At 69.0% G+C, this 23,688-nt stretch carries 20 protein-coding genes; all 20 read right to left on the minus strand.

Annotated features, from left to right (window positions below; all coding sequences use genetic code 11):
• On the minus strand, window positions 1-1,702 hold a 1,702-nt coding region (locus tag EEB19_RS25685; RefSeq protein ID WP_262365927.1), incomplete at its 3' end, for an isoleucine--tRNA ligase.
• 453 nt (window positions 1,703-2,155) lie between these two features.
• Window positions 2,156-2,992 (minus strand): hypothetical protein, encoded by an 837-nt coding sequence (locus EEB19_RS25690; protein WP_187590165.1) that lies wholly within the window; start codon window positions 2,990-2,992, stop codon window positions 2,156-2,158.
• 24 nt (window positions 2,993-3,016) lie between these two features.
• Window positions 3,017-3,850: a DivIVA domain-containing protein gene (locus EEB19_RS25695; RefSeq protein WP_187590179.1), complete on the minus strand. Its 834-nt coding sequence runs from the start codon at window positions 3,848-3,850 to the stop codon at window positions 3,017-3,019.
• 307 nt (window positions 3,851-4,157) lie between these two features.
• On the minus strand, window positions 4,158-4,484 hold the full coding sequence (locus EEB19_RS25700; RefSeq protein ID WP_187590166.1) for a YggT family protein: 327 nt from the start codon (window positions 4,482-4,484) through the stop codon (window positions 4,158-4,160).
• A 190-nt stretch (window positions 4,485-4,674) separates the two neighbouring features.
• The gene (locus EEB19_RS25705) at window positions 4,675-5,385 is read right to left on the minus strand and encodes a cell division protein SepF (RefSeq protein ID WP_187590167.1); all 711 of its coding nucleotides are present in this window, start codon (window positions 5,383-5,385) and stop codon (window positions 4,675-4,677) included.
• Window positions 5,386-5,490: 105 nt separating this feature from the next.
• Window positions 5,491-6,243, minus strand: a complete 753-nt coding sequence (locus tag EEB19_RS25710) for a YggS family pyridoxal phosphate-dependent enzyme (RefSeq protein WP_187590168.1) — start codon at window positions 6,241-6,243, stop codon at window positions 5,491-5,493.
• The gene (gene pgeF / locus EEB19_RS25715; protein ID WP_187590169.1) at window positions 6,236-6,961 is read right to left on the minus strand and encodes a peptidoglycan editing factor PgeF; all 726 of its coding nucleotides are present in this window, start codon (window positions 6,959-6,961) and stop codon (window positions 6,236-6,238) included. Before pgeF ends, EEB19_RS25710 begins: the two co-directional genes overlap by 8 nt.
• An 8-nt stretch (window positions 6,962-6,969) precedes the next feature.
• Window positions 6,970-8,139 (minus strand): cell division protein FtsZ, encoded by a 1,170-nt coding sequence (gene ftsZ, locus EEB19_RS25720; protein WP_187590170.1) that lies wholly within the window; start codon window positions 8,137-8,139, stop codon window positions 6,970-6,972.
• Window positions 8,140-8,371: 232 nt separating this feature from the next.
• Window positions 8,372-9,079, minus strand: a complete 708-nt coding sequence (locus tag EEB19_RS25725) for a cell division protein FtsQ/DivIB (protein WP_262365923.1) — start codon at window positions 9,077-9,079, stop codon at window positions 8,372-8,374.
• On the minus strand, window positions 9,076-10,725 hold the full coding sequence (gene murC / locus EEB19_RS25730; RefSeq protein WP_187590171.1) for a UDP-N-acetylmuramate--L-alanine ligase: 1,650 nt from the start codon (window positions 10,723-10,725) through the stop codon (window positions 9,076-9,078). The genes EEB19_RS25725 and murC overlap by 4 nt, the downstream gene beginning before the upstream one ends.
• Before the next feature lie 61 nt (window positions 10,726-10,786).
• Window positions 10,787-11,986, minus strand: coding sequence for an undecaprenyldiphospho-muramoylpentapeptide beta-N-acetylglucosaminyltransferase (gene murG, locus EEB19_RS25735; protein ID WP_262365924.1), 1,200 nt, complete (start codon window positions 11,984-11,986; stop codon window positions 10,787-10,789).
• 68 nt (window positions 11,987-12,054) lie between these two features.
• Window positions 12,055-13,788 carry a putative lipid II flippase FtsW gene (gene ftsW / locus EEB19_RS25740; protein WP_187590172.1) on the minus strand — a complete coding sequence of 578 codons (1,734 nt, stop codon included), beginning with the start codon at window positions 13,786-13,788 and terminating at the stop codon, window positions 12,055-12,057.
• The gene (gene murD, locus EEB19_RS25745) at window positions 13,785-15,344 is read right to left on the minus strand and encodes a UDP-N-acetylmuramoyl-L-alanine--D-glutamate ligase (protein ID WP_262365925.1); all 1,560 of its coding nucleotides are present in this window, start codon (window positions 15,342-15,344) and stop codon (window positions 13,785-13,787) included. The genes ftsW and murD overlap by 4 nt, the downstream gene beginning before the upstream one ends.
• Window positions 15,345-15,363: 19 nt before the next feature.
• Window positions 15,364-16,458: a phospho-N-acetylmuramoyl-pentapeptide-transferase gene (gene mraY / locus EEB19_RS25750; protein WP_187590174.1), complete on the minus strand. Its 1,095-nt coding sequence runs from the start codon at window positions 16,456-16,458 to the stop codon at window positions 15,364-15,366.
• Window positions 16,459-16,576: 118 nt separating this feature from the next.
• Window positions 16,577-16,972 (minus strand): UDP-N-acetylmuramoyl-tripeptide--D-alanyl-D-alanine ligase, encoded by a 396-nt coding sequence (locus EEB19_RS25755; RefSeq protein WP_262365928.1) that lies wholly within the window; start codon window positions 16,970-16,972, stop codon window positions 16,577-16,579.
• Window positions 16,973-17,028: 56 nt separating this feature from the next.
• Window positions 17,029-18,672 carry a UDP-N-acetylmuramoyl-L-alanyl-D-glutamate--2,6-diaminopimelate ligase gene (locus EEB19_RS25760; RefSeq protein ID WP_187590182.1) on the minus strand — a complete coding sequence of 548 codons (1,644 nt, stop codon included), beginning with the start codon at window positions 18,670-18,672 and terminating at the stop codon, window positions 17,029-17,031.
• Window positions 18,673-18,844: 172 nt separating this feature from the next.
• Entirely contained in the window at window positions 18,845-20,770 is a 1,926-nt protein-coding gene (locus EEB19_RS25765) for a penicillin-binding protein 2 (protein ID WP_187590176.1), read from the minus strand.
• 21 nt (window positions 20,771-20,791) lie between these two features.
• Window positions 20,792-21,754, minus strand: coding sequence for a hypothetical protein (locus tag EEB19_RS25770; protein ID WP_187590177.1), 963 nt, complete (start codon window positions 21,752-21,754; stop codon window positions 20,792-20,794).
• On the minus strand, window positions 21,751-22,770 hold the full coding sequence (gene rsmH / locus EEB19_RS25775) for a 16S rRNA (cytosine(1402)-N(4))-methyltransferase RsmH (RefSeq protein WP_262365926.1): 1,020 nt from the start codon (window positions 22,768-22,770) through the stop codon (window positions 21,751-21,753). The genes EEB19_RS25770 and rsmH overlap by 4 nt, the downstream gene beginning before the upstream one ends.
• 196 nt (window positions 22,771-22,966) lie before the next feature.
• Window positions 22,967-23,407, minus strand: a complete 441-nt coding sequence (mraZ, locus tag EEB19_RS25780) for a division/cell wall cluster transcriptional repressor MraZ (protein WP_187590178.1) — start codon at window positions 23,405-23,407, stop codon at window positions 22,967-22,969.
• Window positions 23,408-23,688 lie beyond the last annotated feature (281 nt).

The raw sequence follows: 23,688 nt of genomic DNA on the forward strand, positions 1-23,688 counted from the left end.
TCGCTGCGCTCGCCCCGGCACTCCCCGGCTCCCCGTCGAACCACTCCGCGTTCTCGAACGGATAGTGCACCTGGGCGAACGGCATCGAACCGGACTCGAACCAGCAGTCGAGGACCTCGGGTACCCGACGCATGGTCGAGTTCCCCGACGGGTCGTCGGGATTGGGCCGGGTCAGCTCGTCGATGTAGGGCCGGTGCAGATTGTCCGGTCGCACACCGAAGTCGCGCTCGAGGTCGTCGAGCGATCCGTACACGTCCACGCGTGGGAATTCGGGGTCGTCGGAGACCCATACCGGGATCGGCGCGCCCCAGAATCGATTACGGCTGATGTTCCAGTCTCGCGCCCCTTCGAGCCACTTGCCGAACTGGCCGTCACGGATGTGCGCCGGCGCCCAGGTGATCTGCTGGTTGAGCTCGAGCATGCGGTCCTTGATCGGGGTGACCGCGACGAACCACGACGGAACCGCCATGTAGATCAACGGCTTTCCCGACCGCCACGAGTGCGGGTAGGAGTGCTCGATCGTGTCGTGCCGCAGGATCTTGCCGATCCCCTTGAGGTCCTTGATGATCGCCGGGTTGGCATCGAAGACCATCTGACCCTCGTACGGCGGCACGAGTGCAGTGAACCGGCCGCCCGGGTCCAGCGGCTGCACGACCTCGATGCCGTTGGCCACCGACAGATCCATGTCCTCTTCACCGAACGCGGGCGCGAGATGCACGACGCCGGTACCGCTCTCGGTCGTCACGTAGTCGCCGAGCAACACACGGTGCGCGTTCGGATGACCGAGGAAGAAGTCGAACGGCGGCGTGTAGGACAGGCCGGCCAGTTCGGCACCCCCATAGCTGCCGACGACCTCGGGCTCAGGGATCTCCTTGGCGTAGCTGCCCAGCAGCGCCTTCGCCAGGAGATACTCCTCGCCGTCGGCGGCCCGGACATGGACGTACTCCACGTCGGGGTTGACGGCGATCGCCAGGTTGGACGGCAGCGTCCAGGGCGTGGTGGTCCAGATCAATGCATTCACGCCGTCCAGCACGGCCAGCGCACCGTCGGGGACCGACAGCGGCATGCGCACCGTGACCGCGGGGTCCTGGCGCATCCGGTAGGCGTCGTCGAGCTTGGACTCCTGGTTGCTCAGGGGGGTCTGCTCGTACCAGCTGTATGGCAGGACGCGGTAGCCCTGATAGATGAGTCCCTTGTCGTACAGGCGCTTGAACGCCCACATGACCGACTCCATGAAGTCGATGTCGAGGGTCTTGTAGTCGTTGTCGAAGTCGACCCATCGTGCCTGCCGCGTCACGTAGTCACGCCACTCGCCGGTGTAGCGGAGTACCGAGTCGCGGCAGTAGTCGTTGAACTTCTCCATGCCCATCAACTCGATCTCCGACTTGTCGGTGATCCCGAGCTGTCGTTCGGCCTCGAGCTCTGCAGGCAGACCGTGGGTGTCCCAGCCGAAGCGACGCTCCACCTTCTTCCCGCGCATGGTCTGGTACCGCGGTACCAGATCCTTCACGTAGCCGGTGAGCAGGTGGCCGTAGTGCGGCAAACCGTTGGCGAACGGCGGGCCGTCGTAGAAGACGAACTCCTCGGCGTCTGCGCGGTTCTCGATGGACGCGGTGAAGGTCTCGTCGTCGGCCCAGTAGTCGAGCACCCGTTCCTCGACCGCCGGAAACGACGGGGCGCCACGCCCCGTGCCGCCCGTCATGTCGACGACCGGATACACCCGCGCCGCAGAATCGGCGGACGGAGACCCGTGCGGGTCGGAGAAGGTGTCGGTGGTGTCGTTGCTGCCGACCGTGTCGGTCATCGTCGCTCTCCTCGTGCCTGGCATACGAACAGCTGCTCTGGCACGGGGACGCAGATCCGTGGTCGACGACCACTGTGTGCGCGGTACCACCCCGCTTGCGCCGGCAAGGTCCTCGGAGAGGACCGTGGCGCCACTCCACGGTTCACCACTGCGGGTGAGAACCCACGGCTGTGTCGGGCCGCTCCCGCTCGGTTCTACTGAGGACGTCCGGGCACCTGGGTGCCGGACTCCGGTTCTTCCGAGTGCTCCCCGGTGATGGCCGGATCGACGCAGCATCGAGTGTAGCCGCGGTGCGCCCGAACGGGCGAATCGATTTCCGATGCGGCCGCCGACGACGCGGTCGGAGGTCGTTCAGTCGAGCGGCGGACGCCAGTTGGGGTCGAGCGGATCGAACTTCTGGGTGCGTGATGGCTCGCCGTCGGAGTCGTCGGTGCGGTTCGACCGCTGCGCGGACTCCCATGCGCCCGGCGTCGAGCCGTCGGGGCGTCGGACCTGTGCAGGCGCGGGAGCGCCCCGATGGGTCGGCATCCCGAACGACTCCGTCGCCGGGTCACCGCCCCGGCGGGACTCCGGCGGGCGCGGCTGTCCGACACCGGGTGGTGACGACTGCTGAGGGGGCGACTGCCGAGGAGGCGATTGCTGCGGATACGGCCGGCTCGCGCCGCCGCGATCGACTGGTCCCGGGTATCCGCGATCCGGTGGCGGTTGGCGATGGGTTGCCGCGTCGTCGGGGCCCCCGACCGAGCGGAGGTAATCGTCGAGTGTTCCCTCGCGCCGGGGTGTCCGCGGATCGACCGCGCCCGCCGCGGATGCGCCACCATACGGCGGCGCGGCGGGCGGCACCGGCGGCCTCGGCGTCGGCCCGCTTCCGGACGAGGGGACATCCGGAGCAGCAGGCCTGGGGGCGACCAGTCCGCCCAGCGACACGTCGTCGTCGGAATCCGGTGCGGACCGACGACCGGTCATGCCGTCGTCGGTGGAATCGGGATCGTCCGCACCATCGACGAAATCACCGATGGTCGGCTCGTCGGTGCGACGACCCGACCCGACGATGTCGGCGATCAGGAAACCCACGCCGACCAGACAGACGACGATGCACGAGATGGCGAGCCACACCGTGCCCGTGATCAGGCCGAGCACCAACAGCACGAACCCTACGAGAGTTGCCGCCAGGGCGAGCGTCAGCACGAAGACTCTCCGCCAGTCCGCCGATTAACTCGGTGAGTAGCTGGTGAATCCGCCGTTACCCGGATCCGACGAGAAGGAGTCTGCTCGCCCACCCTCGACAGGTGCCGCGCTGCCACGCTGCTGCAGTTCCTCGAGCTGGGATTCCAGATAGGTCTTCAGGCGGGTCCGGTATTCGCGTTCGTACACCTTCAGCTGCTCGATCCGGCCCTCGAGCACGGTCCGCTGCTGATTGATGGTGCCCATGATCTCGCTGTGCTTGCGCTCGGCGTCGGTCTGCAGTGCGTCGGCACGTTCCTGCGCCTGGCGCACCTGCGCCTCCGAGCGGGTCTGCGCGTCGGCGAGGATGGCCTCGGAACGCTGGCGCGCGTCGGTCAGCATCGCGTCGGACTTCGTCTGCGCATCGGTGACCATCGCGTCGGCCCGCGACCGCGCATCGGCCAGGAGCGACTCCGCTTCCTGCCGCGACGTCGAGGTCAGGCGATCCGCGGTGTCCTGCGCGAGCGCGAGCACGCGTGCGGCACGCACGTTGGCGTCGTCCTCACCGAACTCGGGCCGCGGAGCCGCCTCGGGAGCCGGGGCAGGCGTCTCGGGGGCGACCGGAGCGGCGGCGAACACCTGGGTGCGCTCTTCCGCGGCCGGGGCCGAACCACCGGCAGGCGCCGACGAACGGGCCTCGGCGAGATCACCTTCGAGCTCCTCGACCCGCTGCTTCAGGTCGCCGTTCTCCTCGATGAGACGGGCCAGTTCCGCCTCGACAAAGTCGAGGAACTGATCAACTTCGTCTTCGTTGTAGCCGCGTTTACCGATAGGCGGTTTGCTGAACGCGACGTTGTGCACATCAGCTGGTGTCAGCCGCATGTCGGTTCCCCTCATTGTCAGTCGAGTGTGGTGGATCAAACTGTCTTCAGTTGGCAGCGCACCCAGTCTGCACAGTCTTTGCTACAGGCTGTCACTGTTTATTCATACCAGTCCAATTGGTAACTGGCGTCAAATCCTGTCACACGAGAATCGTTGGTAGCAGGACTTCGATGCACTCCTGCAATGCAACGGTCACTCGATGATGACCATCCAACCGTAGACCACCGCGTGCCAATGGTCACGAAGTGGTCACGAACACGCCTCGGCGCGTCGCCGATGTGCAGGGCGGCCGATTCGTCGGCGCAGGTCATGCGAGTCCCGCGATCGCCAGCGCGCTCGCCGAACTCCGGCTCAGCGAGCTCACGATCTGCATCGCGATCAGGACGACGATCATCACGATCATCAACGAGAGGTCCAGCCGTACCGGACCGAGCGGGATCGGCGGCAGAATCCGGCGCAGCGCACGGATCGGCGGATCGGTCGCGGTGAACACGATCTCGATGATCACAACCGCGAATCCGGTGGGGCGCCATTCCCGGGCGAAGGTGCGGACGAGCTCGACGACGAGTCGCGCCAACAGCAGCAGCCAGTAGATGAACAGCACGTAGTAGAGGATCTGGAACAGAATCGTCACGCCACCAGATTGCCTGAAATGTCGGAGGGTCGGGCATCCGACCCGCTCAGGGCGGTCATGATGGTGGTCACGGCACCCCATCCCCACCGACGACGACCGCGAAACTCTTCCCGACAACGCAACGGCCCGCCTGTCGTCCGGGGACGACGGGCGGGCCGTTGGAGTCGATGAACCGGCGTGACGCCGGGCGTCAGCTGTGGTTGTAGAAGCCGGTCTCGGCGATCTTGCGCCGGTCCTCGGGCGAGACGTCGACATCGGCCGGCGAGAGCAGGAAGACCTTCGTGGCGACCTTGTCGAACGATCCACGCAGTGCGAAGGCGAGGCCCGCGGCGAAGTCGACGAGACGCTTGGCGTCGTCGTTGCTCATGTCGACGAGATCCATGATGACGGGATTGCCGTCGCGGAACCGCTCGCCGATCGTGCGTGCCTCGCTGTAGTCCGACGGACGCAGAGTGGTGATCTTCTGGAGCGGACCGTCGGCGAACACGCGCTCGAGCTCGGCGCGCTCATCGGTGACCACCGCGGACCGGACCACGCCGGTGGGCCGCATCCCCGACCGCTGCAGGGGCTCGAGGCGATGCGCCGCTCGCACCCGCTCGACGGGATCGGCCCCCATGTGGCGAGCTCCCGCGTAGGCGTACTCCGGGACCGGCTCGAAGCCGGCGTCGTAGCCCTGCGGCTCGAACTCGCCCGGGTAGCGACGATCGTCGACGTAGGCGTAGTCGGCGTCGCGCGGGCCGTCGCGGAACGAGGGCTCCCGGTAGGGCGCCTCACCGTAGTAATCGTCGCGGTAACCGCGACCGCCGCGAACCGAGCTGCCCGGCTCCTCGAGGTAGTCGTCCTCGTAGTCACTCGGAGGCACCATGCCGAAATATGCCTTGAACTTCTGCATCGACGTCATTTCTGGCCTCTCTGTCGGTCCAACGCTGCCAGCGAGTAGATCGGGAGCAATCGGTGGTGCTGTTGTTGATCAGTGTGCTCGTTGGTTCTCATGTGACCAATGTGATTACTGAGAGACTAGCGGCCGAGGACCCATGATCGCGGTACCGACACGCACGCATGTCGAGCCATGTGCGACGGCGGCCTCGAGATCGCCGGACATGCCCGCGGACAGTTCGGTGGCCTCCGGATGGTCGACGACGAACCCGGCGCGGATCTCGGCCGCGCGCGCCATCCACTCGTCCGCGGATCCGTCGACGGGCGCGATGACCATGAGTCCGCGGAGGTCCAGTGCCGGGGCCGCTCGCACGCGGTCGGCGAGCTTCGGCAGATCCTCGACGAGCACTCCGCCCCGGTGCGGATCTCCGTCCAGACTGACCTGCAGCAGCACACCGAGCGGGTGCGACCGGACGCCTGCGTCCAGGGCTGTCTCGGCGCCTCGCGCGAGTGCGTCGACGACCTTGTCGCGGTCGACGGAGTGCACCGTCCGGGCCCACTCCGCAACCGATCGCGCCTTCTTGGACTGGACCGAACCGATCATGTCGAACACGACGTCCTCATCCCCTGGGCGCTTGCCACCATCGGCTATCCCGGCGATCTTGCGGGACGCCTCGGGTTCACGCGACTCGCCGAAGGACCGGACACCCAGGTCGATCAGACGGCGCACGTCGTCGGCCGGGAAGAACTTGGTGACCACCAGCAACTCGATCTCACCGCGCTCGCGCCCGGCCGCGTCCGCCGCGGCGTCGAGCCGGTCGCGCGCAGCCGAATACCGTTCGGCGAGTTCCCGACTCCGCGGATCGGGAGCCGCGTCAGGCATCGGCCGTCTCGTCGCGCGAGTCGATCCAGATCACCGAGGCGAGGCGACCGGTCGGCGCCCCCCGGCGGTGACTGAACAGGTCGGGGTCGTCGATGGTGCACCGCGGGTCGGCGGCGACCGCGGCCACCCCCGCGGCGAGCAGCTGGCGGCGCAGGCCCGCCCGGAGATCCAGTCCGGTCGTGCCCTTGGCCGTCACGCAGGCGCTGCCCGGAAGGCGCTCCTCCACGTCGTGCTGCATCTGCGCGGGAACCTCGTAGTTGCTGCCCGAGGCCGCCGGACCGAGCAGGGCGCCGATGCGTTCGGGCCGGGCGCCGAGACCGATCATGGCGCGCAGGGTGGCCGGGATGATGCCGACACGTGCGCCCACCCGACCCGCGTGCACCCCGGCGATGACGCCGGCCTCGTCGTCGGACAGCAGCACCGGGACACAGTCGGCACTGAGCACCGCCAGGGCGAGATCGGGTTCGGTCGTCACGAGCGCATCGGTCGCCGGCACCGCACCGTCGACCGGACCCGTCACGACCGTGACGTTGCGGCTGTGGATCTGCTCCATCCAGACCACCCGGCCCGGCGGCAGTCCGATCTGTCCCGCGAGCCGATCACGGTTGTCCGCAACGGCTTTCGGATCGTCACCGACGTGGTCGCCCAGGTTGAAGGAGTCGTACGGCGGTGCCGACACCCCACCCGTGCGGTCGGTGACCACGCGGCGAACCCGCATGGCCCGCCTCAGCGCTTCATGAACGACGGCACGTCCACGTCGTCGTCGTCGAGGGTGACGTTGTTGCGTCGCGGACGCTCCTGCGCCTCGACGAACGGGTCGCCCGCACCGGCCGGCATCTTGCCGAACAGCGGGTCGTTGTCCTGCGCCGTGGCGCCGACGGTTCCGGCCTGCCCGGAGGTGACCGACGACTTGCCTGCGGCGGCGGGCACGTCGGTGCGCTTACGCGGTGTGCCGCCGTCGAATCCGGCCGCGATCACGGTGACGCGGACCTCGTCGCCGAGGTTGTCGTCGATGACCGTGCCGAAGATGATGTTGGCATCCTCGTGCGCGGCCTCCTGGACCTGAGTCGCCGCGTTGTGGATCTCGAACAGACCGAGATCGCTGCCGCCGGCGATCGAGATCAACACGCCGCGTGCGCCTTCCATCGAGGCCTCGAGCAGCGGTGAGTTGATGGCCGCCTCGGCGGCCTTCTTCGCGCGGTCCTCACCCCGCGACGACCCGATGCCCATCAAGGCGCTGCCGGCATCGCTCATGACGCCCTTGACGTCCGCGAAGTCGACGTTGATCAGACCCGGGGTGGTGATCAGGTCGGTGATGCCCTGAACACCGTTGAGCAACACCTCATCTGCGCTGCGGAATGCATCCATCAGGCTGACCTGGGCATCGCCGAGCTGCAGCAGCCGGTCGTTCGGGATGACGATCAGGGTGTCGCACGATTCACGCAGCGCGGTGATGCCTGCCTCGGCCTGACCTCCGCGCCGCTTGCCCTCGAAGGAGAACGGCCGGGTGACCACACCGACGGTCAGCGCGCCGAGTTTGCGCGCGATCGACGCGACGACGGGAGCACCACCCGTGCCGGTGCCGCCACCCTCGCCCGCGGTGACGAACACCATGTCGGCGCCCTTGAGGAGTTCCTCGATCTCGTCCCGGGCGTCCTCGGCGGCCCGCCGGCCGACCTCCGGATCGGCACCGGCGCCGAGGCCCCGGGTGGAGTCGCGACCGACGTCGAGCTTGACGTCGGCGTCGCTCATCAGCAGGGCCTGGGCGTCGGTGTTGATCGCAATGAACTCAACACCTTTCAGCCCCTGCTCGATCATTCGGTTGACGGCATTGACGCCGCCGCCGCCGATGCCGACGACCTTGATCACGGCCAGGTAGTTGTGCGGTGGCGTCATGTGCCCGCCTTCCTCGTTCGATCCCGAAACCCTAAACCTCAACCATAGATTTAGAGTTATGTCAAGTAGATGGATGTTGGGGATGACGCTAGGCATCCAACCGCGGGCAGGCCAGCAAGCGGTCGGCGTGTCGCGAACTTGGTCGTTTCTTTTTTCACCGTCGTCACACGGGATTCCGCGGTCGTGGCGGTCACGGGAGCGGTGCCGGACGTCAGATCGCCGGGCCACCAGGTCATTTGTAGGCCGGGAACTCCGGACTCGAGACGTTGTACATCCTCGCCGGCCGGGTGAGCAGCGCCGTCAGGGTGCGTGCCTTCTCGGCTCCGCGCTCGCTGTCCCCCCACACAACTGTCTTGTTGCCCTTGAGGGTGAACTCGATGTCGACCGGCGACGAGGCGGTGACTTTGACGAGCTTGCTCGAGATCGTCTCGGGCAGTGCGGAGACCGCGGTGAGCGTGGCGACGGTGGTGGGATCGCCCGGACCCGGATTGGGTGTCGCGAACTCGGGCAGCCGGTTCATCTCCGGCGGCACCCCGGTGGTCGTGTCGAAGGTGAGGTAGCCGACGCCGGTCCGGTCGAGGACGTGGACCTTCTGTCCCTCGGTGACCTTCGCGACCGGCTGCCGTTCGACGACGGTGATGGTCAGCGACGACGGGTAGCTGCGCTGGACGCGGACCGATTCGATCGACGGGATGGCCGCGATCCGCTGGGCGACAGCCTGTGTGTCGACCTGGAGCAGCGGTGTCCCGTCGGCCACGTGGGCGGCGCCGACGATCTCGTCGGTGGCGACGGCGCGGTTGGCCACGACGTCGGTCGAGCGCACCGACATCAGCGGGGTGAAGTACGCGATGAGGCCCAACCCGACCACCACCACGACGAGCACGATGCAGCCGAGCAGCAGACGCGACCGACGCGTCGCGCCCCGCCCACGTCGGATCACGGCGTCGGCCCCGGGGCGTCCGCCGCGGCCGGACGCGGATCGGCAGGCTTCGCTGCCGAGTCGTCCACCGTCAACCCGACCGCGCCGGCTTCGGCGCCGGGAGCCGGTGTGGCACCGGCCGAAGCCGTCTCGAGGGCCGCGAGGATCTCCGGGCCCTGCATGGTGATGTCGCCGGCGCCGAGGGTGAGAATCAGGTCACCGGGCAGGGCGATCGACGCGACGGTACGCGCCAGCGCCGACAGGTCGGGCACGAACACGACCGGACGGGTCACCCGGTCGGCGATGCTCGCGCCGCTGATGCCGGGGATGGGCTGCTCGCGCGCCCCGTACACGTCGGCCACGACGACCTGGTCGGCGAGGTCCAGAGCGGCCGCGAAATCCCCGGCGAACTCCTGCGTCCGCGAGAACAGGTGCGGCTGGAAGACCGCGATCACACGACCGGGCCGGACGGCCGCCGCACCACTGCCGTCGTCGGCGTCGAGGACGTTCTCCGCGGCTGTGCTCTCGACCGCCAGACGTGCCGCGGTGAGGACAGCCCGCACCTCTGTCGGGTGATGAGCATAGTCATCGAAGACATCCACATCGCCTGTGCGGCCACGGAACTCGAAGCGACGATGAACGCCGCCGAAGGCCTCGACGCCGCGGACGACGTCATCGAGAGCGGCGCCGGCGCGAACGCACGCGACGATGGCCCCGAGGGCGTTGAGCGCCATGTGCCGGCCCGGGACGGTCAGCGCGATGGTGCGGTCGGTGGGGCCGTCGGACAATGGCGCATCGAAGCGCACCCGCGCCTGTCCCCCGGCACCACGGGCATCCCACGACTCCAGTCGCGCGACATGGATGGCCGTGGGCGCCCGGTCGGCGTGCCGCCCGTCCCCGTATCCGAGCACCGAGATACCGCGGGCGGCCAGTGATTCGGCGCATCGTCCGGCGAACTCGGCCGCTCCCTCGTCGTCGAGACACACGATGAGGGACCCGCCGTCGGCGATCCGCTCGGCGAACGCGTCGAACACCTGCACGTACGCCTCGCGGCTGCCGAAGAAGTCGAGGTGATCGACCTCGATGTTGGTCACCACGACCACATCGGGGGTGTACTCGAGCAGCGAGCCGTCGCTCTCATCGGCTTCGGCGACGAAGATCCCGCCGTTGCCGTGGTGGGCATTGGTGCCCGATTCGTTCAGCTCGCCGCCGACCGCGAACGACGGATCGAGCCCGCAGTGCTGCAGTGCGACGACGGCAATCGATGTCGTGGAGGTCTTTCCGTGGGTGCCGGCCATCAGCACCGTGCGGTACCCGGCCATCAACTCGGCCAGCACGCGCGGACGCAGCAGGATCGGGATCCCACGCGACCGCGCCGCGACGAGTTCGGGATTGGTTTTCGGGATCGCCGCGTGGGTGGTGACCACGACCGACGGGCCGCCGGGGATCTGGTCGAGCGCCGAGGGATCGTGACCCACCTGGATGCGGGCGCCGCGGGTGCGCAACGCGAGGATGCCGCGACTGTTCTTGGCGTCCGAACCCGACACCTGACCGCCGCGCGCGAGGAGGATGCGGGCCAGCCCACTCATGCCCGCACCGCCGATGCCGACCATGTGGACACGGCGGAGTTGTTCGGGGAGTTCGCCCGTGGGCGCGTGTGCGCTCATCGCCACACCTCTCCGCTCGTCGAGAACGCCACGGCGTCCACCGTGTCGCACGTGTCGATTCTCACCGCTGTGACCCCGAACCGTGGGAACGAAACGCCGCACGCAGCCGACCACGGTGATCGCCGGATCGGTACTCGGCCGCGAGATCGAGGGCGGCCGAGGCGACCGCCGACGCGGCGTCGCGGTGGCCGGTCCCGGTGGCGGCGGCCGACATCACGGCCAGTCGATCGGCGTCGGAGAGCAGCGCGGGTACCTCGCGGGCCACCCACTCCGACGTGATGTCGGCGTCGTCGACGATCATGCCGCCGCCCGCCTCGACGACCGGCAGCGCGTTGAGGCGCTGCTCGCCGTTGCCGTGTGGCAACGGTACGTAGACCGCCGGCAGCCCGGTGGCCGAGATCTCGGCGACCGTCATCGCGCCCGAGCGGCAGATGACGAGATCGGCGGCGGCATAGGCCAGGTCCATGCGTTTGAGATAGCCGACACCGCGATACGGCGGGGCGTCGTCGGGCGATTCCGGGTGGATCGTGTTCTTCGGCCCATAGGCGTGCAGCACACCGATCCCGGCCTTGCCCAAAGCACCGGCCGCACCGGCGACCGCCTCGTTGATGCGTTGCGCGCCTTGCGAACCGCCGAACACGAGGAGTGTCGGCGCGTCCTCGTCGAGCCCGAAGTAGTGACGTGCCTTGGCGCGCAGCCCGGGACGGTCGAGCTCGGCGATCACCCCACGCACCGGGATGCCGACCACCTCGGCGTCCAGGCCCGACCCGGGCACGGCGGCCATCACCCGATCGGCCAGACGAGCACCCACCTTGTTCGCGATGCCGGCGCTCGCGTTGGCCTCGTGGATCACGATGGGCGGCCGGCTGCGGCCACGGAGATGCATCTGTGCGGCGAGGTAGGCCGGCAACGCGACGTACCCACCGAAACCGACCACGACGTCGGCGCCGACCTCGGCGAGCACCGAGCGGGTCGTCGTCACCGCCTGGATCAGGCGGGCCGGGGTCTTCGCGAGTTCGAGTCCGGGTTTGCGTGGCAGCGGGACCGGCGGGATGAGTTCCAGTTGGTACCCGCGTTCGGGGACCAGGGTGGTCTCGAGTCCGCGGGTGGTGCCGAGCGCAGTCACCCGCGCCGTCGGGTCGATCCGGGTCACCGCGTCGGCGACCGCGAGAGCGGGCTCGATGTGCCCGGCTGTCCCCCCACCGGCGACCACCACCGACAGGGGACGTTCCGATCGTGACCGATCTCGCCCAGAACTCACCGGTGACCTACTCCATTTCTCATCTGTGAACGTCGGTTACCGGCGGGCGAGGACGGCTCGCCCCGACGTCAGCGTCGCGACCAGGTGGGCCGATCCGTCGGACGCCACTGCTGCGCTGACGTCGTCCGCCGATCGCCGGTCGCAGGTCCGCCACCTCCCCGGGCCGCACCCGACCGTGTCGACGCCGAACGCGTCGCACCCGATCGTGCCGGGGCCGCGCGGGGCGACCAGGAGGATGCCGAACCGTCACCGCGATCAGCCGTGCCGGAATACCCCGTACGGTAGTCGACCCGCACCGCGGACGTGCGCGGTGCCCGGGCCCGCGACGGGGCCCGACCGCGTGCCGGCTGCTCTGCCTGCCCCGACCGTCGGCCGCGCAGTCGCGCCCAGCGCGACGGGGTCGCCTGCGGCGCCGGGCGAGCCCGTCCGGGACGGGTTCGCTCGGCCTGGGCACGGTCCGGGCGGCGACGGTCGAGTCGGTCGCGCAGAGCGTCGGCCCGGCTCGGTCGATACGGCACCGGAGCGGGCAGTCGCAGCCACCGGCCCAGGCGGCCCTCGTCGCCGCCGACGAGCGCGGCGACGGCTTCCGGTTCGTGCCGGGCGGCGTTCGCGAGCAGGCCGAGCATCGCCAGCACCGTCAGTGTCGAGGTACCTCCCGCCGACAGCAGTGGCAGCTGGATTCCGGTCACCGGCAGCAGACCGATGACGTACCCGATGTTGATGAACGCCTGGGCGGTGATGAGCACCGTGATCGTCGCGGTCATGAGTCGGAGGAACGGGTCGACCGAGCGGACCGCGATCCGGAAACCGATGAAGGCCAGGATGGCGAACAGGATGACCACCAGCAGGCCGCCGATGAGTCCGAGTTCCTCACCGATGATCGCGAAGATGAAGTCGTTGTGCGCGTTCGGGAGATAGTTCCACTTGGCCCGACTCTGCCCGAGGCCGACGCCGAAGACCCCGCCGTTGGCGAGCGCATAGGTCGCCTGCCGCGCCTGATATCCCGCGCCCTGCGGATCGTCGATGCTGCCGAGGAAGCTCATCACGCGTTGCGACCGGTATCCCTCGACGAGGGCGAGCAGCACGGCGAGCGCGATCCCGACCGCCGCGAACGACAGGAACACCTTCGCCGGCAGACCCGCGAACCACAGCAGTGCGCCGACGATGATCGCGATGGTGATCGTCGTGGACAGGTTGGGTTCGAGGATGATCAGCAAGCAGATCAGCATCGCGACCGGGATCAGCGGGATCAGCAACTCCTTGAGCGACGCGTTCTCCCGACGACGCGATGCGAGCAGATGCGCACCCCACACGCAGAGGGCGACCTTGACCAGCTCCGACGGCTGCACCGACAACCCGCCGACGACGAACCAGCGGCGCGCACCCTGACTGAGGGTGCCGATACCGGGGACCAGGACGAGGGCGAGCAGGATCGTCGTCACGACGATCAGCGGGGCCGCCACACGCCGCAGCAGTCGCACCGGGATGCGCAGCATGATGTAGAAGCCGACGAGGCCGAGGAGCGCGAAGATCACCTGGGTCGCGAAGAGTCCGTAGGACGACCCGTCCTTCGAATACCCCTCGACAGACGACGCCGACAGCACCATCACGAGCCCGAAGGCGGTCAGCAGGAACGCGATGGTGAGGATCAGGTGATATGAGGCGAGCGGCCGGGCGAGCAGGTTGCGCACGGCCTCGACGATCGTGGCGCCCCACGTGTGACCGGTGGGCGCCGGCGATGTCCGCGCCGTCTTCTTCGCGTCGGGCGTGGTCGCCGACGACGCGTCGGTGGCCTCGCTCATCGCGGCGACCCGCTCGTGTCCGCCGCCCCGGGTAACGCTCGGGCGGCGGCCGCGAACGCGTCGCCGCGCCGGCCGTAGCCGGCGAACATGTCCAATGACGCCGCGGCCGGTGCCAGCAGCACCGCATCGGGGCGGTCCTCGACGACCCGGCCCAGGTGCGCGGCGATCGCGACGGCGCGATCCATCACGGCGACGGCCTCGGCGTCCCGGGTCGCCGACGACCGCTCGTCGGGATCGTCCGACGAGGCGGGGCGTGTCAGGTCCGCGGGCAGGGCATCCTCGAGGGTCGCGGTCGCGAGCTGAACAGTCACCCGCCCATCGTCCCCTGTGAATACTGTGACTGCTGGGACTTCTGGGGCGTGTCGCGCGATCGTCTCCACGATCACGTCGCGGTCCCGTCCGATGGCGACCACGGCCGCGAGTCGTTCGCGCGTGTCGCGCACCAACTCGTCGACCGAGGCGCCCTTGAGCAGACCGCCGGCGACGAGGATCACCCGCCGGTGACCGCGGATCGCGGCCTGTGCCGCGTGCGGATTGGTGGCCTTGGAATCGTCGATGTAGTCGATCCCCTCGACCGTGGCGACGACGTCCCCGCGATGCGCTCCCGGACTGAATGCACGGAGTCCGGCCGCCACGGCCTCGGGTGGCACGCCGATGGCGAGAGCCGTCGCCGCGGCAGCGAGCGCGTCGGCGACCCCGGACGGCCCGGGCGGACGGACGACGTCGGCCTCGACGAGGTGCCGCGCGGCGCGATCCGGCCCGAAGGCGCGGTCGACGAGCATCCCGTCGACGATGCCGAGCGCGTCGTCGCCGGGCGGGCCGAGGGTGAAACCGACGCGGCGGCCCGCGACCGGAAGCCCCGAGGCCACGCGGTCATCGAGGCCCACCACCCCGATCGACCCGTGCAGTGCGATCGTCTTCGCCTCGGCGTACGCGTCGAACGACCCGTGCCAGTCGAGGTGGTCGTCGGCGATGTTGAGCACGACACCGGCGTCCGGGGTGATCGACGGCGCCCAATGCAACTGGAACGACGAGAGTTCGGCGCAGAGCACGTCGACGCGCGGGTCCTGCTGCATGGCGTCGAGGACGGGCAGACCGATGTTGCCGCATGCCGCGCCGGCGAGGCCGGCCGCATCGACGATGTCCGCGAGCATCGAGGTGGTGGTGGTCTTGCCGTTGGTCCCGGTCACCACCAGCCAGGTGCGAGGGCCACCGAGGATGCCCGCCCGATCCACCCGCCACGCGAGTTCGACCTCGCCCCACACCGGGAGTCCGGCATCGGCCACCACCGTCATGAGCGGGTGGGTCGGCGCGAAGCCGGGCGACACGATCACCAGGTCGGTCGTCCCGGTCCAGGAGTCGTCGTCGAGCAGTTCCGACATGGCCACCGCGCGCGCTCCCAGCGCGCTGAGTTCGTCGTCGGCGGGTGCGTCCGGCCCGAACTGCGCATCCGCGACGGTCACCTGCGCACCGACACCGGCGAGAAAACGTGCCGCCGACCGCCCGGCGGTGCCGGCACCGGCCACCACCACGGGCGTGCCGGCGAGAGCGGTCACATCGATCATCGTCTGCCGATCAGCCACTGACGGCCAGGAATTCGCTGTAGAACAACGACAGACCCAGCGCGCACGCGATCGCCGTCAGGAGCCAGAACCGGATGATCACCGTCGTCTCGGCCCAGCCGCCCAGTTCGAAGTGGTGATGGAACGGCGCCATGCGGAACACCCGGCGGCCGGTTGTCCGGAAGAACGCGATCTGGATGACGACGGAGACGATCTCGGCGACGAAGAGAGCACCGATGACGACGGCGATCAGTTCGGTGCGCGTCGTGATCGACAGCCCGGCGAGCATGCCGCCGAGCGCCAACGATCCGGTGTCGCCCATGAAGATCTTGGCAGGAGCAGCATTCCACCACAGGAAACCGAGACAGGCGCCGCCACCCGCCACGGCGATCAGGGCGAGGTCGAGGGGATCGCGGACGACATAGCAGCCGGGGGTGATCTCCTGGGTGGCCTTCGGCCCGCCGGTGCATGCGTTGCGGTACTGCCAGAACGTGACGAGGACGTAGGAGCCCAGCACCATCGCCATGGAACCGGCGGCGAGGCCGTCGAGGCCGTCGGTGAAGTTCACCGCATTCGACCATGCCGCGACGACCAACCAGCAGAACACCACGAACACCGCCGACCACATCGAGATGGCGTCGATGTCGCGCACGTAGGACAGGTGGGTGCTGGCCGGGGTGTAGCCGGCGTCGTTGCGGAACTGCAGCACCAGCACACCGAAGAGGATCGCCGCGACAAACTGACCGATCGACTTCGCAGTCTTGTTCAGGCCGAGGTTGCGGTGCTTGCGGATCTTGATGATGTCGTCCAGAAAGCCGACGATGCCCAGCGCCGTCGCGAGTCCCAGGACCAGCAGACCCGACGCCGTCACCCCGGTGCCCCCGGTGAAGAGTCCCACCAGATGCGAACCGAGATACCCGGCCCACAGCGCGGCGAGGATCGCCACGCCACCCATCGACGGCGTCCCCCGCTTGGTCTGGTGGCTCTGCGGACCCTCGACCCGGATCTCCTGGCCGAAACCCTGTCGGGTGAACAACCGGATCAGGAACGGGGTGAGCAGGATCGACACCGCCAGCGCGATGCCGCCCGCGATCAGGATCTGTGTCACCGCGTCGTCCTCGTCTGCCCTGTCACCGTCGTGGCTCTCTCTCGTTCGTCGTCGGTCGGTCGGTTCTCAGACCGCGTCTGCCCTGCCGGCACGCGCGGGTCGTCGCCGGGCAGCCCCGTCACCGCGCGCCCTGCCAGATCTCCGCAAGCGCAGCGATCTCCGGGCTCGCGGCGGCGACGAACACGACGTCCCCCGACGCGGGGCGCCAGTCCCCCGGCGCGCTCAACAGGACTCGCGCCTCGGCGGCCGTGGCAACCAGGCGCGCCTCGTCCCCCCAGGAGCCTTCCATGATCGCTCCCTGATGCAACGCCCGCACCGACCGGGACTCACCCACGCAGAGCGTCTTGTCGACGGCGAGCCGGACGGCCTGACGACCGAGTCGGTCGTGCTCGACGACACCGTCGTTCTCGCTGAGTCCGGCGTCCACGGCGACCTCACCGATGATCGCCCAGGTGCGGCTCGTGTCGTCGGCGGCGCGCGCGACGGCGCCGGCCTCGGCCAGGTCCCGCAGCATCGTCCGGACGTCGTCGATCCCGGCCGGGACGGGTGCGACGAGCACCCGCGGCGCGCTCACTCCCCGCCTGCCCGACCCGAGCCGTCCTCGCGGGCGTCCGCGGCGACACCCAGGAGTCCGTCGAGCGATTGCGCCGCCACCACACGGTCGTCGAACGGGTGCTTGACCCCGTCGATCTCCTGCCCGGTCTCGTGGCCCTTGCCGGCGATGAGGATCGCGTCTCCGGTCTGGGCCCAGGCGATCGCCGTGGCGATCGCGTCCGCACGATCACCGATCTCCTGCACCTGGGCGCCGCGGGCGTGGACGCGGTCGGCGCCGGCCTTGACCTCGGCGCGGATCGCCGCCGGATCCTCGGTGCGCGGGTTGTCGTCGGTGATGATCACGAGGTCGGCGCCGCGAGCGGCGATCTCCCCCATCATCGGACGTTTTCCCGTGTCCCGGTCGCCGCCCGCGCCGACGACGACGCCGACGCGTCCGCGTGTCTGGTCACGCAGGGTGGCGATCACCGCGTCGAGAGCGGCGGGTTTGTGCGCGTAGTCGACGAGCACGAGGAAGTCCTGCCCGCGGTCGATGCGCTCGAGTCGACCGGGCACCGACACCTCCGCGATCGCGCCGAGGGCGGTCGTGGTCGGGACACCCGCACCGGAGGCGATCGCCAGGGCGGTCAGGCCGTTGGCGACGTTGTAGCGCCCGGGCAGCGGAACGGTGAGGTCGTGCTCGGTGCCACCGGGCGCGGTCACGGTCGCGTGTTGCACCCCGTCGGCATCCACCGACGACGGCCCGGCGTGCCACGACGCCGGAACCGGCCCCGTCGAGACGGTGACCGGGGTGGTCTGCGGGTCCGCGCCGGCGACCTCGACCATCCGTCGGCCCCATTCATCGTCGACACAGATGACCGGCCGCACTGCCCGGGTGGACGACGCCGGGGCGAACAGCCTGGCCTTGGCGTCGAAGTAGGCACGCATGGTGTGGTGGAAGTCGAGGTGGTCCTGGGACAGGTTGGTGAAGGCACCGATCGCGAAGTGGGCACCGTCGACACGGCCCAGCGACAGTGCGTGACTCGACACCTCCATCACGACGGCGTCGACGCCGCGTTCGAGCATCGTCGCCAACATCGCCTGCAGGGTCGGGGCCTCGGGGGTGGTGAGCGCGCTCGGCTGGGCGACGCCGTCGATGCGGGTCTGCACCGTGCCGATCAGTCCGACGGAGTGGCCACCGGCGAGCAATGCCGCCTCGACCATGTAGGCCGTGGTCGTCTTCCCGGACGTCCCGGTGATGCCGATCAGCTTCAGACGCTGCGACGGATAGCCGTAGATCCGGGCGCTGACCGGCCCGAGGACCGCCCGCGGCTCGGGATGGATGAGGACGGCACACGTGGCGTCGGGCCCGAGGACGCGGGTCAGTTCGTCGCGCCCGGCCGGATCGGTCAGCACCGCCGTCGCTCCCGCGGCAAGGGCCTGTTCGGCGAATCGTGCCCCATGGGTGCGACCCCCTGGCAACGCGGCGAACAGATCGCCGGGGACGACGTCCTGCGCGCGCAGGGTCACGCCGGTGACCTCGACATCGGTGGCCACGGACCCGATCAGATCGAGCCGCGCCCCGGTTGCCGTGGACAGCACCGACACCGCGGTCGGTGCCACGCTGCTCGGGCGCGGCATCTGGTCGGTCACCTGCGCACGCTTGCGGCGAGTCGACGCCATCGCCTGGATCCGCCTCCCCTCGCTGATCATCTCGACGGACCCGATCCGGGCCCGGAAGAACGCACTCACGATACCGTCAGCCGCTCCCCGTACGTGTATCGGTGAGAATCGGGCACCGAACGCGCTCAGTGCGACGTGATCACGTCCCGATCGCGCGACATCGGCGCGACACTCACCGCGCCTCGAGCGTCAGCCGCGGTGTGGGTCCCGGGGACAGCGCGACCCGATCGCGCTGCAGCAGCCACGACGCGAGCGTGCCGAACATCGGGGCCGCCGACTGCCCACCGCTGCCGTCGGAGCTGCGCTTGGGATTGTCGAGCATGATGCCGATGACATATCGCGGGTTGTCGGCGGGGGCGATGCCGGCGAACGTGATGTTGTAGTTCGAGTTCGAGTAGCAGCCGCACGCCGGATCGACCTGCTGGGCCGTACCGGTCTTGCCGGAGAGCTGATAGCCCGACACCGCCCCGGTGGAGCCGGTGCCCTGCTGCACACCCATCGGATCCTTCTGCAGGACGGCACGGAACATGTCACGCACGGTGGTCGCGGTCTGCGGACTCACCACACGCACGCCGTCCGGCCGGGCCACGTCGTCGGTCGGCTGTCCGTCGCGCTGCTCGGACGCCATGATCCGCGGCGGAATGCGCAGACCGTCGTTGGCGATCGCCTGGTACATGGCCGTCATCTGCAGCAGCGTCATCGAAAGGCCCTGTCCGATGGGCAGGTTCGCGAAGGAACCACCCGACCACTGACTGAGGGCCGGGACCTCTCCGGCACTCTCGGCGGGTAGTCCCACCCCGGTCCGCTGACCGAGCCCGAAACGCGTCACCATGTCGGCGAACCGCTTCTCACCGATCTTCTTGGCGAGCATCAGGGTGCCCACGTTCGACGACTTCCCGAAGATCCCGGTGGTGGTGTACGGCTCGACGCCGTGTGCCCACGCGTCGTTCACGGTGACGCCTGCCATGTTGATGCTGCCGGGGACCCGGTGCACCTCGGTGGGCGTGGTCACCCCGTACTCGATGGCCGCGGCCGCGGCGATGATCTTGTTGACCGACCCCGGCTCGAACGGCGAGGTGACCGCGCGGTTGCCCAGATCGGCGTCCTTCTGCTCGTCCAACGGCTTCGACGCATTGAAGGTGTTGTCGTTGGCCATCGCCAGGACCTCACCCGTGTGCGAGTCGAGCACGACCGCGGAGGCGTTCTGGGCGCCGGACGCGGCCTTGGCCGCCGACACCTGACTCTGGACGAACCACTGGATGTCGGAGTCGATCGTGAGTCGTACCGTGGCCCCGTTGATCGCCGGGTGCACGTTGCGTGTACTGCCGGGGATGATCGCCCCGTCCGATCCACGGTCGTAGGTCTTCGACCCGTTCGTGCCCGCCAGAGCCGAATCCAGCGATGCCTCGAGACCGATCAGCCCGTTCCCGTCGTAGTTGACGTCGCCGATGATGTTGGCACCCAACGACCCACCGGGATAGAGCCGGATGCTCTGCGGATCGGCACCGATCTCGGGGAACTCGGTGGTGATCGTGTTCGCCGTCTCGGGACTCACCGACCGTGCGAGATAGACGAAGGTGTCGTCGCTGGTGAGCTTCGACAACAGATCCTGCTCACTGATCGAACCACCCAGTGCAGAGGACACGCCCTTGGCGATCTCGGCCAGCCGGGTGTCGACGTCCGGGAGGGCGGCGTCCTCCCGATGAGCGGACTCGATCTGCTTGCGAACAGCCTTCGGCAGGAACGTCAGTGACCGCGCCTCGTCGGTGTAGGCCAGCGGCTTGCCGTTTCGGTCGAGCAGCGCGCCACGTTTGGCGGTCAGCACCTGTGTGTACTCGCGCTGCTGCGCGGCCTGGGCTGAGATCGACGAGGCCTCGACGGTGTGGACCACGATCATCCGGACGGCGACGGCCACCACCGCGAGGATCACGATGGCACCGGCGATCCGGCTGCGGCCGAGGAACGCCTCGGGCCGGCGCGGACCGCGACCTCCCGACGACCCGGAGCCACCGCGGCCCGAGCCGCCCCGTCCGGATCCGCCGGAGCCACCTCGTCCGCGCCCGGACATGTCGAGGCGCTGGAAGACGGCACGTGTCATGGTTGCCAATTGTCCACTCGACTATCGCGATTGCGGCCCATTTGCGCCCGGCGCGTTGGTGTTGGCCGGAGCACTCGCATTGGTGCTCGGCGGCAACACGTTCGGCGCGGGCGCAACGGCGGTCGGCGCAGGCGGATTCTGCGAACCGGGGCCGGGCGCCGGAGTTGTCGGGGTCGTCGTGTTCGGTGCGACGTTGTTCGGCGCGGTGGCGTTCGGTGCAGTGGCGTTCGGTGCAGTGGTGTTCGGTGCGGTCGTCGGCGCTGCCGGAGCCGGGGTCTGCTGCGACGGCGTGCTCGACGGCGTGCTACTCGACGAATCCGATTGCGCATCATCCGATCCCGCTGACGCACCACCGGGAAGGCCTTCGGAGTCGTCGACCTTCTTCGGGTCGATCTTCTCCACCGGGTCCGGTCCGGTCGACGGGTTGATCGAGCGCATCGCCTTGCCCTGGGCGGGTTCCGGATCGCCGACGACCCGCGGCCGGCCGGATCCGTCCACGATCATGCGGGCCGGGTTCTTGGCGGGGATCAGGCCGAGCCGCGACGCCTTGTCGGCCAGTTCCGGTGCGGAATCACCCGATTCGTAGCTGCGCTTGAGGGTGTCGCGGCGGTCGAGCAGTGCCTGGTTCTCCTGGCGTTCCTCACCGAGGCGGTACGAGTCGGCTGCCGCCTTTGTCGACAGCCACAGACTCAGACCCAGTCCGACGACGAGCAGCGCGATCACCGGGACCACGAACGGGACACCGGTGATCCGCGCACGCAACGACATCCTCTCGCGCGGAGCCGCGGTGACCACCGGCGTCCGGTCGGCGACGCGCCCGGTGCGCTTCTCGCGGTCGAGTCGCTTCTGTCGACGATCGATGGCTCGTTGCGCGGCACGCGATCTGGTGATCCGTTCGGTGCCGACGGTCTCCCGGCGGGCCCGGCGCGTATGTCCGGCGCCGACCTCGTCGTCGTCGACGTCGATGTCCTGCAACAGCGTCATGCGCGATCCTTTTCGTCGACACGTTCGATCACCCGCACCCGCACCGGGGCGGAGCGGGGATTCTGCTCACGTTCCTGGTCGTCGGCCTGTTCCGCCCCACGAGTCACCAGCCGGAAATCCGGTGCGGAGCCGGGCAATTCCACCGGTAGCCCGCGCGGGGACGTCGACACCGTCCGCGTTGCGAACTCCCGCTTGACGATCCGGTCCTCGAGCGACTGATAGCTCATCACCGCCACCCGCCCACCGACGCGAAGCGCAGACAACGCGGCCGGCAGCGCACGACGCAGGGCGTCGAGTTCATGGTTGACCTCGATGCGCAGCGCCTGGAAGGTGCGTTTGGCCGGATGCCCGCCGGTCCGCCGCGTGGCCGCCGGAATGCTGTCGTACAGCAACTCGACGAGACGCGCACTGGTGGTGAACGGTTCGCGCTCACGTTCACGGATGATGGCCTTGGCGATCTTCCCGGCGAATCGCTCCTCGCCGTACTCGGACAGGATTCGGGCCAGTTCACCATGGCTGTAGGTGTTCAGAATGTCTGCGGCCGTGGTGGTCTCGCCCGAGTTCATGCGCATGTCCAGGGGCGCGTCGACGGAGTAGGCGAAGCCGCGGTCCGCGCGGTCGAGCTGCATCGAGGAGACCCCGAGGTCGAACAGGACGGCATCCACGAGCGGCGTGCCTGCGGCCTGCAAGACGTCCCCGATCTCGTCGAATCGGGCCTGGTGGAAGGTGATCCGGTCGCCGAACTGTGCCAGGCGATCGCGAGCGATCGCCAATGCCGAACTGTCGCGGTCGATTCCGATGACGCGGACGTCGGGATCGGCACGCAGGATCAGTTCGGTGTGCCCTCCGGCGCCAAGAGTGCCGTCGACGAAGACGGGGCCGTCGCCGACATGAGCGTCGAACGCGGGCGTGATGAGGTCGATCATCCGAGCCGCCATCACGGGGAGGTGTCCGAACTCACCGGAGCGTCGCGTGGCGCCCGGGTCGCCCTCGGACTCCTCGTGGCGTGCGTTCACCGGCCTTCTCCTCGGACTGTGCGGCTCGACTCGTTCACTGTTGAATGCGGCCCCGGCCCTGCCGGGGTGTCCGATGAGGCGGGGTCTCGGCCCGATCGCGCACCTGGCGTTGGGGAAGTACGCCAGGGTCGCGCCGGGCCGAGGCCTCGACCCACCCGATCCCTTATTCATCTCTTCGGCCCGCTCGTCGAGCCGGCTAGAGCAACGAATCCAGTGCGGCGGAGCCCGCGGCGGAGAAGTCCTCCTCGTGCTCGCTCTGGTAGTCGCGCCAGGCCTGGGCGTCCCAGATCTCGAGGTGATCGAAACCGCCGATCACCACGCACTCCTTGGACAGGCCTGCATAGGTCCGGTGCTCCGACGACAGGGTGATCCGGCCCTGCCCGTCGGGGCGTTGCTCATCGGTACTCGCGAAGAAGTACCTCTGAAACGCCCGCGCCTCGGGGTTGTTCCGCGACGCCGCCATGGTCTGCTCGGCGATCGCGTCGAACTCCTCGGCCCGGTACACCGACAGGCTGCGGTCCTGGCCTCGTGTGACCATCACCCCTCCTGCCAGTGCGTCCCGGAACTTCGCGGGCAACGTGAGTCGCCCTTTGTCGTCCAGCTTGGGCGTGTAGGTGCCGACAAATCGCACGGACATGTCGCCACCTCCTGCCCCACCGAGTTCGACGTCCGGTCCGTCTCACCCAGTGCTGCCACAGTACCCCACTTTCCACCACTTTCCACCCCCAACACTCCACCCGCACCCCACACGATCACAAAATTGCAGTTCAGTGCACTGTTCGGCGCGGCGGCTCGTTCGTGTTCACGGCGCGTCGCACACCGAACGGGATGTCACCCCTGTGACTGAACGACACCAAAGGGCCTGGTGAGACTGCCTGCCGACACAGGTGGGGCGAAGTGGGGCGTCGGTGTGGGGCG

Origin of the sequence: Gordonia sp. OPL2, from assembly GCF_003797825.1 — a bacterium.
GTDB lineage: Bacteria > Actinomycetota > Actinomycetes > Mycobacteriales > Mycobacteriaceae > Gordonia.